The sequence below is a fragment of the Thalassobellus citreus genome, from assembly GCF_044385915.1.
In the GTDB taxonomy this organism is placed as follows: Bacteria; Bacteroidota; Bacteroidia; order Flavobacteriales; family Flavobacteriaceae; genus Thalassobellus; species Thalassobellus citreus.
In genome coordinates this window covers 205,642-221,140 of the sequence record NZ_JBISCC010000130.1, presented here as the reverse complement: position 1 = coordinate 221,140, position 15,499 = coordinate 205,642, and the positions used below count along the sequence as shown (strand labels likewise).

The window sequence follows — 15,499 nt, the reverse complement described above, 5'->3', positions numbered from 1 at the left end:
TTTTAAGCATTCTCTTTAAAAAACTGAAATAGTCTTTGTGATCCAAATCTTGGAGCAATATTATCTTCAGTCATTATAGTTAAAAAGAATTCAATAGGACCGTAAGTTTTTGAGGAGGTTAAGACTCGTAAAAACCAAATTATAAATTTTCTTATCCAATCTGGCAAGTGTATAATTTTTATTGGTTTTTCTAACGCTTCTAAAGCCATCTCTCCTACTTCATTTAATGTTAAAATATCTGGTCCACCAACTACAATGTCGCTTTTATTTGATTGAATGGCTTGTAAGCAGACAATTGCTAGGTCTTCACCATGAATAGGATTAAACTTCTGTAAACCATTTCCAAAAAGATACACTTTTCCTTTTCTTGCCATATCTAAGAAATCTTTCATATCTGAAAAAAAACCATTTGGACGAATTATGGTAAAATCTAAGCCTGAACTTTTTAATACATCCACAAACTTTTCTTTAGCTTCAAAAATTTTAAGATACCTGTGTTTTTCGCCATTGATGGCAGATACATAAATAAACTTTTTTACACCTGCTTTTTTAGCTTCATTTAAAAGATTAACATTAGCTTGATAATCAACATCCATATAGGTTAAACCATCTTTTTGACGCGTAATACCAACAGTTGATATAACTGTTGTTACACCTTCACAAATGCCTTTTAAAGTATCAGGTTTAGTTACTTCAGCCTTAATAACTTTAACCTTTTCACTTTCAAATTGTTTTAGTTTTTTTGGCGACCGTGCTATAAGTTTCGTATTTGTATCTGCTTCAGCTAAAGCCTTGGCAATATAAGTACCTAAATAACCTGTTGCTCCAGCTAGTAAAACGGTTTGTAAGTTATTTGTATTCATTTTTATAATTTTATTCCAAAATAAAGGTTAGGTTCAAAAAGAAAAAATGTTTTCCATTTGTTATCTAATTTTTTAAATTCTGTGGGTGTATTGGTGTCAAACATCCAATTCTGACAATGAATTTGTGGTTCTATGAAAAATTGTTTCTTTTTGCCGAAAGCAATATGATACCCTACATGATAAGACGTATAAAGTTTAAATCCGTTTGCTATTTTTTTATTATTTTCATCTAAGTACGTTTTGTACTGCGGTAATACTTCTACGGATGCAAATAAGCCTTTCCAAAGCATTCGTTGATAAGATACTCCTATACCTGTTTCGCGTACATAGCCAGGATAAAATTCACTTTTTGAATCTATTTTATCTAAAAGGCCATCCCACCATTGAATTCCCATAGGCTGAAATAATCTCCACGTTGCAAATTTTACTCCAATGATATTTTTAGAATCTAATTCGCGTTTTACGTGAAGCTCAATGTGCTTCGTATTTGTTCGCTCTCCTCCTTTTCCAATATTTCCTAAAATGATTACAGGAAAGCTAATTCTGTATTTATTATCACTATTATCTGTTCTTAATAGTTCTGTATTGCTTTGTGCAAAAACATTTATTGTACAAAAAGCTAAACTAATAATAATTAAGAGTTTTTTCATTTTTAATAGTTCGTTTATTGATTGTTAGCTACAAATTGATTTATGGCTTGCGAAATAAGTATTTTCACTTCTTCCCATTTAGATTCATTTCCTGTAAAGGTTCCATCCATATTCGTGATAATGAAGAAGCCAGATGAACCATCTTGTTTTAGTTGTATATGTGTAGATACACCTAAACTATTCCCGCCATGCATAATGTTCCCTTCTTTCATATACCAAAATAAACCATGATTTTCAGCAAACTCTGTAGGTACAATGCCATTTTCTAACTGTTCTTGAAATAATAAATCGTAATAATTCTGAGGAAACAAAACAGTACCTTCTCCTCTAGCACCTTTCATCATATCTAAAAGATATTTGCTCATATCGTCACTATTACTATACAAACCACCTTCTACGTATCCATGATTTCCATATCTTGGAAATGATGAACTAGCATCATAATATTGGGTTGTCATAGTTTGAAAATCAACAGCTGCCAAATCAAAAGTGGAATCTGACATCTGTAAAGGCGAAAGAATATGAGTTTCTACATATTCATCAAAAGATTGTTCAGAAGTATACTCAATAATATAGCCCAATAATGACGTTGCATCATTTGAATATGCCCAAGTTTCTCCGGGTGCTGTATCTAAATAATTATCTAAATTGTAAAGATCACCTTCAGTATCGAAAATCTCAGATAAGTAATCTTCTAAATCGACTTGCTCCATTTGCTGAATACCTAAATCATTTATTAGAATACTCGAAATATTCGTTGTAACATCTTCTCCTGGTAAAATAAAATAGTTGCTCGCAATGTACGTTTCGGGTACATCTACAATGCCTGAAGTATGTGTGACTAAATGTTTAATTTTAATCTCCCCGTTGGGGTGTTTTGGGTTAATAATGGCAATGGGCAAAAGGTCATTAATATTGGTTTCTAAAGTAAAAAGACCTTGTTCTATGGCCTTTGCTGTGGCTGCCCCAACGAAGGTTTTACTCACAGATGCTAAATTGTTGATGGTTTGATTTGTGTAAGCTGTTTGATTTGCAATATTAGCATAGCCAAAGGATTCTTGAAATGCAATTTCATTACCGATGCTTACATTTACTGAAAAACCAGGAACAGCATTATTGTTTACTAAATTTTCTAAATATGCTGAAAGTTGTTCAGTTGTTTCAATGCCATTTGGTGTGGGGTTCTGAGTGGTATCATCATTGGAACATGATGTGAATAAGCTTAAAAAGAAAAGTGTTAATAAGAGAATTTGTTTTGATAATGTTGTCATAATGATCGTTTTTTGATTTGAAAAAAGTATGATGCAAATATGCAGACTAAGCATAAACGCATCGTTCGACATTATGATTTGGAACTTTTTTAAGTGAAATTCCGAACGTATTTAAATAAAAAATATTCTTATTGATGTGATTTCACCCAATGTCTGGGCGTCATTCCTGTTTCTTTTTTAAAGAAGGTGTTAAAAACAGTTTTAGAATTGAAACCACTTTCATAGGCCAATCCAAGCAATGTAATATGTGAGTTTGATGGTTTTAGTACTTCGGTTTTAAAATGTTTGAGGCGATAGCTATTGATGAACTCATTAAAATTAACCTGTAAATGTTCATTTAATAACCAAGACAATTTATTGGGATGCAAATGAATAGCTAATCCTAAATCTCTTAATGAAAAGTTTGGATTTTGATAAAGCTTTTCATTTTGAAGGGTACGTTTAAGTTTTTCAATATATGTTATAACGTCATTATCAAGTATTGGCTTAGCAATTGTTTTAGTCTCATTACTAACTTCTTTTACTTCTGAAGTTTGATAATTTAAAAAAAGTGCTTTTTCTATGGATTGGAATTTTTTATGTATTCTTAAAGGCTTTAAAAAAGGGTCTAATCTAAAATTGATAAGTTGCCCTATTCTATTTTTTACCTTATTTTCAAAAATTTCAAGTGCCTTATCAACCTCTCCAGAATAGATTAAAAAATAAAAATGCCAAGGGTAGATACTTTTAAAACTAGTTTCAATATCGATGTTTAAATGACTCTTAGAATAATTATTTGGGCTATCGTGCATCAAGTTAAATAATGCTTCGCATACTTCTGGATTAATGAGTTGAGGCATTGTAGCTATATAATTTCTGAAACTTAATTTATCATTAAGAAGCATAAAACAAGCTAATTTGGTTTCAATTGCTAACGTGAAATTTGGATCTATTTTTAAGCATTCATCTAAATAAGAAATCGCCTTGTCATAATCTTTACCTAAAAAATAAACATTGCCTTTAGTAAAATAATGATTGGGTGATAATGGGCTTATTTCTAATGCTTTGTCTATATTTAAATGTGCTTTATCTAATTGATTTGTTGCCATGTAAATTTCGGCAATGCCTTCATATGCGATTGCAAAACTTGGATTTTGATTTAAGGTCTTTTTTAAGTTAGAAATACCATCAGTGTAATCCCAATTATTCCAAAACATAATAGACGATTTAGAAAAATACCCCAGATAAGACTCTGAATTAATTTTTAGACCTTCTTCTAAATAGTATTTTGCTTTTTTTAATCCTTCATTTTTTTCTAAAACACCCCAACTGGATAAAATACCGTACGATCTACTAAGGGCAAAATAAGCATCGTAAAAGTGGTTGTCTATTGCGACACTCTTTTTATAATAATCTATGGCTTTAATATAATCTTGGAGATCCCAATTTAACTGATAAAATCTGCCTTTAAGATATAACTTATATGCATTTAAATTTTTGGTTCCAATTATAGATATATGTTCCGAAATATCTAAATGTCCAAAATTTTCACGAATTTTTTCAGCAATAATTAAACTTATTTCATCTTGTAGTTCAAAAATATCTTCTAAATCTCTGTCAAAATTTTGAGACCAAACATTAAACTCATCACTTGTTCTTACTAATTGAACATTAACACGAATTTTGTTTTTAAAAATTTTAACGCTGCCTTCAAGAACGGTGGCGACTCCTAATTGATTTCCAATATGCCGGACATCAATTTGTTTGTTTTTAAACGCAAAAGAAGAAGTTCTTGCTATAACTTTTAACCCTTTTATTTTGGTTAAAGCATTAATGATTTCTTCAGTAATACCATCACAAAAATATGCATTATCAATGTCATTACTCATATTGATAAAAGGCAATACAGCTATTGATTTTTGGTTAATCAAGATTTAGTTTTTGTTGTCAACAAAAATATAAAACAATAAAAAATAAAAAAAGCTTAATCTTTTTACTTAAGACTTTATTTTATAAACTTAGAACCTAACAATTGAGAGGCTTCCATAACAATCATTTTTGCCGTAGTATCTTCTGCATATATTAATTGTTCTAATGAATTCAGCCTATTTGCAGGTACTGTTACAAAAATAATATGCTTTTTTTCGGTTAAGCTTAAATTTTTACCTTTAACTAAAGTACCATTTACACCTATTTTTTCATTTATTAATGTTCCCATATGTTCTAAATCATTAGATGAAGAAATATGAACAATTCGTTCGTTAGGTTTTCCTGTTAATACAAGATCAATCATTTTAGATGTTGTATAAATACCTATCATACTCCATAATGCTAGTTCTACATTATTAAAAACAATTCCTGAAGCAATTATAACTATAGAATCTAAAAATAGAATAACGGTTCCTGTTTTTAAAGATGTTTTAGAAGTAACAATTCGTGCAATTATAGTGCCGCCACCAGCAGAACCACCACCTTTAAATATAAGACCAATTCCTAGTCCTATACATACACTACCATATAAAGTAGCTAGTAACGGTTTGTCACTCATAGGCATTAAGCCTACAAATGAAAGCGCATCTATAAATAAACTAATGGTTAATATGGCTATCGTGCTTTTAATTGCAAAATATTTCCCTAAATATTTAATACTCACTAGTAATAACGGAATGTTTATAATTGCAAATAGTGCACCTATAGAGATATTGAAAACCCTATTAAAAACAATGGCTAAACCACCTGTACCTCCTGTTGCTATATCATTAGGGTTTAAAAAAGCTACCACTCCAAATGCCATTAAAGCGCAACCAATTATTATAAATGTATAATTAATAATCTCTTTCTTCATATTATAAAAATCAAGAGGCAAAGGTATAAAATTCTATAGCTTAAGCTAGAATATCATCATCTATTTATACTTTATTTCTAACGTCTTTTCATATGATAATAATTGTACTTTTATACACAAGAAATATAAGACATGATAATACCTAAACTACATTATATATCTCAAGGAAACACTCCAAAAGAGCATTTAGAAAACATACAAAAAGCATGTACATCTGGAGTAGAATTGGTTCAATTACGATTAAAAAATGTTTCAGAAAAAAAACTTTTAAAGTTAGCTGAAGAAGCTAGAGAGATTACATCACATTTTCAAACAAGATTAATAATTAATGGTCATTATAAAATTGCGAAAACTATTAAAGCAGATGGTGTTTATTTAGAACAAACAGACACCTGCCCTACCATAGTGAGAAAACATTTGTACACTTGGCAAAGTATTGGAAGTACAGCTAATACTTTACAAGATTGTGAAGCTTTAATTGATAAGGAAGTTGATTATATTGGTTTAGGTAGCTTTAGAAGTGCTACCAAAGAAAATTTAAATTCTATTTTAGGTTTAAATGGGTTTGTTGCCATTACAGAAGCCTTAACAACAGAAACACCAATTATTGGTTTTGGAAGTATTACGACAGATGATGTTAAAAACATATTAGAAACAGGTGTTTCAGGAATTGCTGTATCTGAGGCAATAACCCATAATTTTAATTCTATAAGAACTTTTAACCAATTGCTAAAAGCATCATCAACAGAAGAACAACGCCATACGTTTAAATAGAAAATAATGAACACCTCAAACGAAGAGATGTTCATTATTTTATTAAAACCTTATGATATTATCAACAAAATTCTCATCAGATCGTGTTCCAAAAGGGTCAATAGCAATATATTCAGGCAATTCGTTAACAATAATTTTTTGAATTGTTTCTTCTTTGTTAATTGTAGTTGATTGATAATATAGTAGAGAACTATCATCTTTTATATTGGACGGATGCTCATTAAAAACTCCAATTTTAATAGGTTCGTTTATAGTAATTTGTTTGATTTCTCCAGTATCTAAAGTTTGAAAACGCTTCGCTTTTACTTTTACAATAATCTCATACGTTCCGTTTTCTAATTGCTTATAAGAACTATCATCAATGTTTAAATCATAAGTAATAACGCGTTTAAACCAATCATCAATTATAATATGCTGTTCTTGAGGTGTTACTTTATAAACTTCTTCTAAAAACTCAATAGAATTAGCTTCTAACTTATTAATATCACGATGCTTATTTGTAATTGTCTTTAAAATCTGATTTACTTGCTGCTCCCCTATTAAATCTCTTAATGCCATCATTACAGTCAATGCTTTTCCATAAGAGATATAGCTTTGACTTGTTACCTTATAAACGGGAGGTTCGAGTTCGTTAGCAAAAGCTCTTCCTGAAAAATATCGACTTCTAGAGTTTTCACTCAACGTAAATAAGACTCTTTTTCCGTACATTTTTTCCATAATAACAGCTTCAGTATATTTTGCAAAACCTTCTACTAATAATGAACCTCCTGCTACAGGTTTAGCAGATAATGTATGCCCCCACCATTGATGCGCAACTTCATGAATGGTTCTTTTAGCAACAACATTAAAAGTTTCTTCATTACTTTGATTAGTCAAATACAACCTGTCTTCTACCATAGATATCATCCCTGGATGTGCAAATCCACCAAAGGGCCAATGCGCAGGAATTTCTGCAATTCTGATATGATCAAAATTGTATACACCAAAGTTTTCTTGACAATAATCTAAGGTTTGCTTTATACTATTTTCAACATCTTCAATATTAAATGAATGCTTAACATCGTAATATTGTTCAATTAAAATTCCATTATGTATTATTTTCTTTGTTTCATATTTTGCAGAGAAATAAGCCATTACAGGTAAAATTTTATCTTTTGATTTATAATGATAATAATTTCTTTCATTTTCAGACCATTGTTTAATTAAGCTTCCAGAGCTTAATGCGGTTTGATCACTGCTTGTAGAAATAATGGTTTCAAACCTAATTTTTTCATTTTTAACATCTTCCATTACGATATGCGCATCGGTATTATTCTCTTCTACTCTTTCGGGTAAACCTCTTTTTTGGCGTTCAATACTATTCGTTATTTCTAATCCAGAACCATATCCTAAAACAGGTTCAAGACTGCTATGATTAATATAGCTTCCATTTTTAACAATTGAATTATCTTCATCATAGCCTTTTAATGACTTATTTAATTCATATCTGAATTTTACAGAATCATTTGGCTGTAATGGGTTTTTGAACTGAAATAAATACGTCCCAAATAGACTATCACGTTCTATTAAATCTGCATGCTCTATCGCTATATTTTCTAACGGAACTCGTTCGTGAATAAAGACTTTTGACAATGGTTTCTCACTCTTGTTTTTCAATATATAATTAGCTTTCATAGCATATTTTCGCTCATTTGGATAGATTGCTACTTCTGTTTTTTTATAGGTAGCAATTGGTCTTTCTAAGTTTTCATATTGTTTAAATTTTCGTTCATAGTTTTCTCTAAAATCTAAATTATCGTTATTGGTTGTATAGTCAGACACCACATTCACATTGTAAAAAACCAAACTTCCTGCTCCAATAAATAATAGGATAAAAAAGGACAATGTTAATTTCTGCAATTTTGACCAACCGTATCTAAGTTGTTTTAGTTTCACTGAAAAAGTTGCAACAATACCTCTATTCCAAATTTTAAATGAAATTAACACCAATAGCATTCCTAATGCAAACCAATATAAAGTCAAATGATTAAATAAGCTAGAAACACCATTGAAGCCATCCATATTATTAGAACTCACTCTTGGTATAAAACCTATACTTGTTAATGGATGTTCTAATCCAATCATACCTGATCTTAAACTAAGTAAAACAATCAATCCAAAAATCCCCATTCCCATATATTTGTTTTTCACTAAACTATTTACAAATAGGGCAATCATACAGTATACGACTAACGAGATTCCGTAATAATAAAAAAGTGACGCATATAAACCAAATTCAAAATTTGTATAGCCTAAACTAATTTGAAATGCCATACACATTAAAATTCCAGTAGTAATTAAAATGATTGGCAGAAATAACAAGGCACTAAACTTTGATAAAAAGAACACCCCGTTTTTTACTGGTGTAGCATCAATAATTGTATTAAAATTGAAGCTTCGCTCTTTCCATACAATTTCTGAACTATAAAAAGTGATGAGTATCAAACTAAAAATAGTTAATGGATCAACAATTAATTCTATCAATTTATTTGTAAAAGGATAGACACATACATCATATTCTCCACCGCTTATAATAGTTGAATAGATTTCTGAAAACACAATAAACAACCACATTAATAACACAGCTATAAACGGTAAGCCTCTAAAAACACTTTTTAATTCTATTTTTAATAATGCAAAAAACGCCTTTCTTTGCGCTTTAAAATCATATACTGCTTGTGTGGGTTTATAAGCCAACAATTCTTGTTTATCTTGTTTAACTTTTGGTTCTTTCTTTACTTTTTTAGTGATTTTACGGAATGAAAATAGTTTGTAGGTCGTTAAAAGAAATCCTATCGAAACAAGTATCCAAACAACTCTATTCATTAAAAATAATCCTGAAAGAGAAAGCAATTGTGTGTTCTTTTGAAAAGGAGTCCAATACTGCGTTTGTTCAAAAAACGCTGCGATTCCAAATGGGTCTGCAAGAGCAGCAATAGCCATACTTTCTGGTGAAGCTGGCACTGCTTGTGCCATTAATGGCGAATTTAAAAAGATAGAGCTTACAAAATATAGCATGTAAATAAATACCGCAGTTACATAGGTTGCAGTACTATTTTTTGTGAGTGTGCTTACAGAGAATATAATAGTAGCGCATATAAAAATGTTCGGGATTACGATATATAGTAAAGGTTGTACATAGGTCATTAATTGAAAATCTGCTATTCTTTCTGAATCTAAATTTGAAAAATTTAAACCTAAAAAATAACCTAGAAGAAAAGGTGAAAAAGCAAGAACACTAAAAATAAAAGCACCTAAAAATCGACTCCAAAAATAGTGGCTTTTTTTAATGGAAGAGCTATATATTAAAGGTTCCATATGATGCTGTTTGTCTCGAAGCATTGCACTTATAGCAAAAAACATAATTATAAAAACACTCCCTAAAGTAAAAAGATTCGTATAAAAATAGACCTGATATACTGAATTAAAGTCAATGCCAGTTGGTGCATGACCTTGTCTTCCAATAAACACTCCTAATGCTAAAAATAAGATTGCAAATATTGGAAAAGCGCGTTGTTTTAGTTGATAAAAAACTTCGAATTGTAATAATTTTTTAAACATGGCTTAAGCTTTTATATTGGTGTGATTAAACAATGTTGCGAAATAATAATCTTCTAAATTTGGTGCAATTACGTCAAACCCAACTTCTGGTTTGTTTTCAGACAATACACGAATTTGTGTTTCTCCAGAAACTAGTTTTATAGAGATAACATCAAATGCTTTTTTGTAGATATCAATGTCCTTTTTAGGAATTATTTTTGTCCAAATTTTGCCGTCAATACTCGTAACTAAATCCGTTGGATTTCCTTGAGATATAATTTCTCCATTAGATAGAATAGCCATTTTAGGACATAAGTTTCTTACGTCTTCTACAATATGTGTAGAAAGAATTACAATTACGTTCTCTCCTATTTCACTTAATAAATTTAGGAAGCGATTGCTTTCTTCTGGATCTAAACCAGCTGTAGGTTCATCTACAATTATTAATTGTGGATTAGCCAATAAAGCTTGTGCTATACCAAAACGTTGTCGCATTCCTCCTGAGAAAGTATATACTGCTTTCTTTCTGTGTTGGTACAAATTAACTTGTTGTAACAAAGCCGTTACTTGTTCTTTACGTTCTTTATTATTGATGATGCCTTTTAAAATTGCCAAATGATTCAATAATTTTTCTGCAGATATCTTTGGATAAACTCCAAACTCTTGTGGCAAATATCCAAGCTGCTTTCTAATTTCATGAGGTTGTTTAGCAACATCTATATCGTTAAAAGAAATACTTCCTGAAGATGGTTCTTGTAAAGAAGCAATGGTTCGCATTAGTGATGATTTTCCTGCGCCATTAGAACCCAACAGACCAAACATACCATTCGTGATTTCTAAATTAATTCCGTTTAATGCTTTTACACCGTTTGGGTATGTTTTGGTAAGATTGTTAATTTGTAGTGTATTCATAACTGTTTGTTTTTTAATAGATTGATTTATCTGAAACGTCTTTTTGCATTCCAAGTATTACTGTTAGATGCATTTAGTTTAATTCTGATTTTTGTATTGTTTAAAGTGCTCATTGTTTTTGTTTTAATATTAATTTGATACAAACATATATGCATGGTTAAGGTTATTAAAGTATATATGACAAACAGGATTATAATGGTGTTACATTCTATACTAATTAGCATAAGTTGGGTTCATGTAAAAAAAGAATGTGTTCATATTAAAAACAATGGTGTATGTCCAATTAGTTGTGAAGACGAGATAACATAACTACTTTTGAAGTATGATTCAGTTTTTAAAAAAATATAAAGCCTTTTTTATTGGGTTGCTTGTTATAGTTCCTATTTTCTATTTTTTAGATTATATTGGGATAATTATTCTTCCTGAAAACCAAACCTTTGAGATTGTTATTTATGCCATATTTTGGGGATTTATAATTGCTTTGCCTTTTCATAATTTTAACTACTTAAAAAAGAAAAAGAAGACGGTTTTTAAAGTATTAAGTTTAATAGCACTCTTTTTTATTACGCTATTAGCAGATAGTTTAATGAGTGTCCCAGACAACCCAATAACCTTTATCTTATTAATAGGATTCTGGATTGGTTTTGCTTATATTTTAATTCCTTCATTTCTTAAAAAATACTGGAAATTAATAACCATCATTTACATACCATTATTTTTATATTTTTTGTATTTAAGATTGTTTTCTGGCGATTTAGAAGCTTATTTAAAAATTAAGGAAGACTTTCCCTTTTACATATTTTTTTTACCAATTCCTGTTTTGTTTCTGGTTTGGGTTTTTGAACAATGGAAATGGATTCAAAACCTAAAAGCCGAAAAATCTAAAGCCGAATTATCATTATTGCGAAGTCAGATTAATCCGCATTTTTTCTTCAATACATTAAATAATCTATATGCACTAACAGTTAAAAACTCTAAGCAAGCTCCAGAGGTTATTCTTAAATTATCTGATATGATGCGTTATACCATTTATGAAGGTGAAAAAGAAACCGTGCAGATTGGTGATGAGATTGAGTATCTTAATAACTATATAGAACTGCATAAAATTCGCTATAAAAAAACCGTAGATATTACCTTTAAGCATGAAATTGATTCCAGTTTATCTATAGCGCCATTAATGTATATTATACTTTTAGAAAATGCCTTTAAACATGGTATTGAAACCCTTACCGAAAATGCCTATATTCATATTAATTTATATGATGACAAAAATACCATCTGTTTTGACATTGAAAACAACTACGATCCCAATGAAATAAGCGAAACCAAAGGCATCGGACTCACAAACCTAAAACGGAGATTAGCGTTATTATACAAACAGAAACACGAGTTGACGATTAATAAAACCACTAATAGCTATAAAACCACTTTAAAAATTTCAAAACATGCTTAACTATATTATTATTGACGACGAGCCTTTAGCTCACGAAATCATTGAAGAGTTTTGTAGTATGTTGCCGCATATTCAGTTACAAAAAAACTGTTATAACGCAATGGAAGCCATGCAGTTTTTAAATGAAAACACGATAGATTTTATGTTTTTAGATATTAATATGCCAAAATTGAAAGGCTTAGATTTTTTAAAAACACTCACAAAACCACCAAAAACAATAATAACTACAGCTTATAAAGAACATGCTTTAGAAGGCTTTGAGCTAAATGTTGTCGATTATATTTTAAAACCTTTTAGTTTTGAACGTTTGGTGAAAGCTGTAAATAAGGTTTCAGAAGCACAAACAACAAAAACGATTATTAAAGAAATTTCTAGTGCAACAGATAGCACAACTCGTTTTTTTGTAAAAGGAGACAAAAAACATCATCAAATTGACTTGAACGACTTGCTATATATAGAAGCATATGGAAACTATACTAAACTATTTCTTAAAGATGAAATGATTGTAAGTCATGAAAAAATATCACACTATGAAGATTTATTAAATGCTTCTAAGTTTTTACGCGTTCACAAATCATTTATTGTTGCTATTGATAAAATAAAGTTTATTGAGGGGAATCGTATTTTAATTAGTGAACATAAAATACCAATTGGACAGACATACAAGAATAGCATTAATAGACTATATGGTAGTTAATTCGTCATATTTTTTACATTATCAAAAGTGTGGTTTATTAGAGTATTATTATAAGCTTTGTTTTAAAAATTTTGTATTCTAAATAATGTAAACAAAAAGATTAGCTATATTCACTTTCGCTTTTGCGAATATTCCTTATAAAGACCAAAATAATGGACGAAAAAAAGAAATATAGAACATTTGAAGGCGTTTTTACGCCATCATTATTAACCATTTTAGGGGTGATAATGTATATGCGTTTAGGCTGGGTTGTTGGTAACGCAGGTTTATTTGGTGCTATTGCCATTATAATTATAGCACACGTTATTGCGGTTACTACGGGTTTAAGTGTTTCGTCTGTGGCATCAGATAAAAAAATAGGTGCTGGTGGTATTTATTATGTATTATCTCGAAGTATGGGCATTCCTATTGGAGGTTCTATTGGTATTGCCCTATATGTTGGTACTGCTTTTTCTATTGCTTTATATTTAGTAGGATTTGCCGAAAGTTTAAACGGCTATTTTGGTTTTGGAATGGCTATTAATGATATTCGGTTAACTGGTACACTTGCGTTAATATCACTTACTGTTTTAGCTTTAATTAGTACGTCTGTTGCACTAAAAATGCAGTTTTTTATTCTGGCAGCCATTGTTATTTCGTTGATTTCTGTTTTTTTGGGAAGCAGTGATTATGCTCCTGAAACCTTACATTTATTTTCTGATCCAAGCTCAGTACCTTTAGAAGTGGTATTTGCAGTATTTTTTCCAGCTGTTACAGGGTTTACAGCAGGAATTGCTATGAGTGGTGATTTAAAAAATCCGAAAAAATCAATTCCTCTAGGAACCTTATCGGCTATTGGTGTAGGCTTACTAATTTATATTGCACTTGCTGTTTTTATTGCTTTTAGCGTTAATTCTGAAGTCTTAAAAACAGATTATAATTTTTTAATGAAAATAGCCTTATTTGCTCCAGCTGTGGTAGGAGGAATTTGGGGAGCTACCTTATCGTCGGCTTTAGGTGGTATTCTTGGTGCTCCTAGAATTTTACAAGCCATGTCTATAGATAAGGTAACACCTAAACTATTTGGTAAAGGAAAAGGGAAAAACGAAGAGCCAGTAAATGCCTTGTTTATGGTATTTATTATTGCCGAAGCTGGTATTTTAATAGGTGAATTAGATGTTATTGCGCGCGTGGTATCTATGTTTTACCTAACGGCATATGGTTTTATAAATATTTCTTATTTTCTTGAAAGTTGGGCGAATCCAGATTTTCAACCGTCATTTAAAATTAAACGCTGGATTGGTTTACTTGGGTTTATAGCTTGTTTTACAGTTATGTTTAAACTAGATATGATGGCTATGATTGCTGCCTTTGCTATTGTAGCAGCCTTATATTTTGGATTACAACGGAAGGAAGTCAAGTTACAGTCTAATGACGTATGGCGAAGTGTTTGGGAAAATGTAGTAAATAAAGGTTTAAAAAAAATAAATGCGCAAGGCGATGATGCAAACCCAAATTGGAACCCTAATATTATATTATTTAGTGGTCAAAGCAAGCATCAATCTTACTTACTAGAGTTGTGTAAAACGGTTTCAGGCAGAACAGGCATTGTTACCAATTTTAAACTTATTATAGAAAAAGATAATTTTAAGCCATTAAAAAGAACAGAACAAATTGTAAGAGATGATACCTTTAGCGATCTTGGTATTTTTGCACGACAAGTAAAAGTTGATAATATATATAATGGTATTACTAATATAGCTACCACTTTTGGCTTTTCAGGTGTTGAGCCTAATACCATTATGATGGGATGGCCAAAGGGTTTAGAGAATTCTGAGGAATATTCTAAAATGACTCAAACCTTATTACATTTAGATTATAATTTATTGTATCTCGATTTTGATAATAAGACAAAGTTTGGAAACTATCAAACGGTAGATTTATGGTGGCGAGAAACAGATAGTAAGAATGCTGAAATGATGTTGAATATAGCTAGATTCATCATTGCATCTCCTAAATGGAGTCATACTAAAATTAGAGTCTTGTTTTTAAATAATAACAATGTTGATAGAGATATTATATATTCAAAAATTGACGAACTCGTTGATAGTTTAAGAGTTAATGTAGAAATAAAAATCATTAATAATGCTGTAGAGCAAGAACCGTTTTATAATATTATATCACAATATTCAGCTAATACAGATTTAACTCTAATTGGTATTCCTAATTACAAGATTGAAAAGCAAGCAGAATTTGTACTTAAAACGAATAATTTATTTGAAACCATAGGTTCTACCCTATTGGTAAAAGCAGCTAATAATTTTAATGTACTTGATTTAGATTTTATTAAGGATTCATAGTGCTATTTGATTATTAAAACTTGTTTTTCAGCGAATTAAGTATTCAAATGTAATTAGACTTCAAACAAACTATTTCAAGCCTCAAAATAAATCAGAATTCAGTGTAAAATTATAATACGCGTATTAGTATCTTCGCG

The 15,499-nt window shown here is 30.2% G+C and carries 11 protein-coding genes; 4 read left to right on the top strand and 7 right to left on the bottom strand.

Features of this window, described 5'->3' with window-relative positions; genetic code table 11:
• Nucleotides 1–2: 2 nt before the first annotated feature.
• The 5 genes from ACH5TX_RS18705 to ACH5TX_RS18685 form a co-directional block, all read right to left on the bottom strand.
• Nucleotides 3–863 (bottom strand): SDR family oxidoreductase, encoded by an 861-nt coding sequence (locus tag ACH5TX_RS18705; protein ID WP_439341016.1) that lies wholly within the window; start codon nucleotides 861–863, stop codon nucleotides 3–5.
• 2 nt (nucleotides 864–865) lie between these two features.
• Entirely contained in the window at nucleotides 866–1,513 is a 648-nt protein-coding gene (locus ACH5TX_RS18700; RefSeq protein ID WP_439341015.1) for a hypothetical protein, read from the bottom strand.
• A gap of 14 nt (nucleotides 1,514–1,527) precedes the next feature.
• Nucleotides 1,528–2,784 carry a serine hydrolase domain-containing protein gene (locus tag ACH5TX_RS18695; RefSeq protein ID WP_439341014.1) on the bottom strand — a complete coding sequence of 419 codons (1,257 nt, stop codon included), beginning with the start codon at nucleotides 2,782–2,784 and terminating at the stop codon, nucleotides 1,528–1,530.
• Between the two features lie 128 nt (nucleotides 2,785–2,912).
• Complete coding sequence (locus tag ACH5TX_RS18690; protein ID WP_439341013.1) at nucleotides 2,913–4,694, bottom strand: tetratricopeptide repeat protein; 1,782 nt, start codon at nucleotides 4,692–4,694, stop codon at nucleotides 2,913–2,915.
• A gap of 74 nt (nucleotides 4,695–4,768) precedes the next feature.
• On the bottom strand, nucleotides 4,769–5,608 hold the full coding sequence (locus tag ACH5TX_RS18685; protein ID WP_439341012.1) for a YitT family protein: 840 nt from the start codon (nucleotides 5,606–5,608) through the stop codon (nucleotides 4,769–4,771).
• Between the two features lie 132 nt (nucleotides 5,609–5,740).
• On the opposite strand from ACH5TX_RS18685, the gene ACH5TX_RS18680 reads away from it, so the two are divergent.
• Nucleotides 5,741–6,382 (top strand): thiamine phosphate synthase, encoded by a 642-nt coding sequence (locus ACH5TX_RS18680; RefSeq protein ID WP_439341011.1) that lies wholly within the window; start codon nucleotides 5,741–5,743, stop codon nucleotides 6,380–6,382.
• Between the two features lie 42 nt (nucleotides 6,383–6,424).
• Here the strand turns inward: ACH5TX_RS18680 and ACH5TX_RS18675 are convergent, their stop codons facing one another.
• Together ACH5TX_RS18675 and ACH5TX_RS18670 are read right to left on the bottom strand one after the other, a co-directional pair.
• Nucleotides 6,425–9,982 carry an ABC transporter permease/M1 family aminopeptidase gene (locus ACH5TX_RS18675; RefSeq protein ID WP_439341010.1) on the bottom strand — a complete coding sequence of 1,186 codons (3,558 nt, stop codon included), beginning with the start codon at nucleotides 9,980–9,982 and terminating at the stop codon, nucleotides 6,425–6,427.
• A 3-nt stretch (nucleotides 9,983–9,985) separates the two neighbouring features.
• Nucleotides 9,986–10,873 carry an ABC transporter ATP-binding protein gene (locus ACH5TX_RS18670; protein WP_439341009.1) on the bottom strand — a complete coding sequence of 296 codons (888 nt, stop codon included), beginning with the start codon at nucleotides 10,871–10,873 and terminating at the stop codon, nucleotides 9,986–9,988.
• A 322-nt stretch (nucleotides 10,874–11,195) separates the two neighbouring features.
• On the opposite strand from ACH5TX_RS18670, the gene ACH5TX_RS18665 reads away from it, so the two are divergent.
• From ACH5TX_RS18665 to ACH5TX_RS18655, 3 genes are all read left to right on the top strand, one after another.
• Nucleotides 11,196–12,326 carry a sensor histidine kinase gene (locus ACH5TX_RS18665; protein ID WP_439341008.1) on the top strand — a complete coding sequence of 377 codons (1,131 nt, stop codon included), beginning with the start codon at nucleotides 11,196–11,198 and terminating at the stop codon, nucleotides 12,324–12,326.
• On the top strand, nucleotides 12,319–13,023 hold the full coding sequence (locus ACH5TX_RS18660) for a LytR/AlgR family response regulator transcription factor (protein ID WP_439341007.1): 705 nt from the start codon (nucleotides 12,319–12,321) through the stop codon (nucleotides 13,021–13,023). The genes ACH5TX_RS18665 and ACH5TX_RS18660 overlap by 8 nt, the downstream gene beginning before the upstream one ends.
• 152 nt (nucleotides 13,024–13,175) lie before the next feature.
• Nucleotides 13,176–15,362, top strand: a complete 2,187-nt coding sequence (locus ACH5TX_RS18655; RefSeq protein WP_439341006.1) for an amino acid permease — start codon at nucleotides 13,176–13,178, stop codon at nucleotides 15,360–15,362.
• Nucleotides 15,363–15,499: the final 137 nt, after the last annotated feature.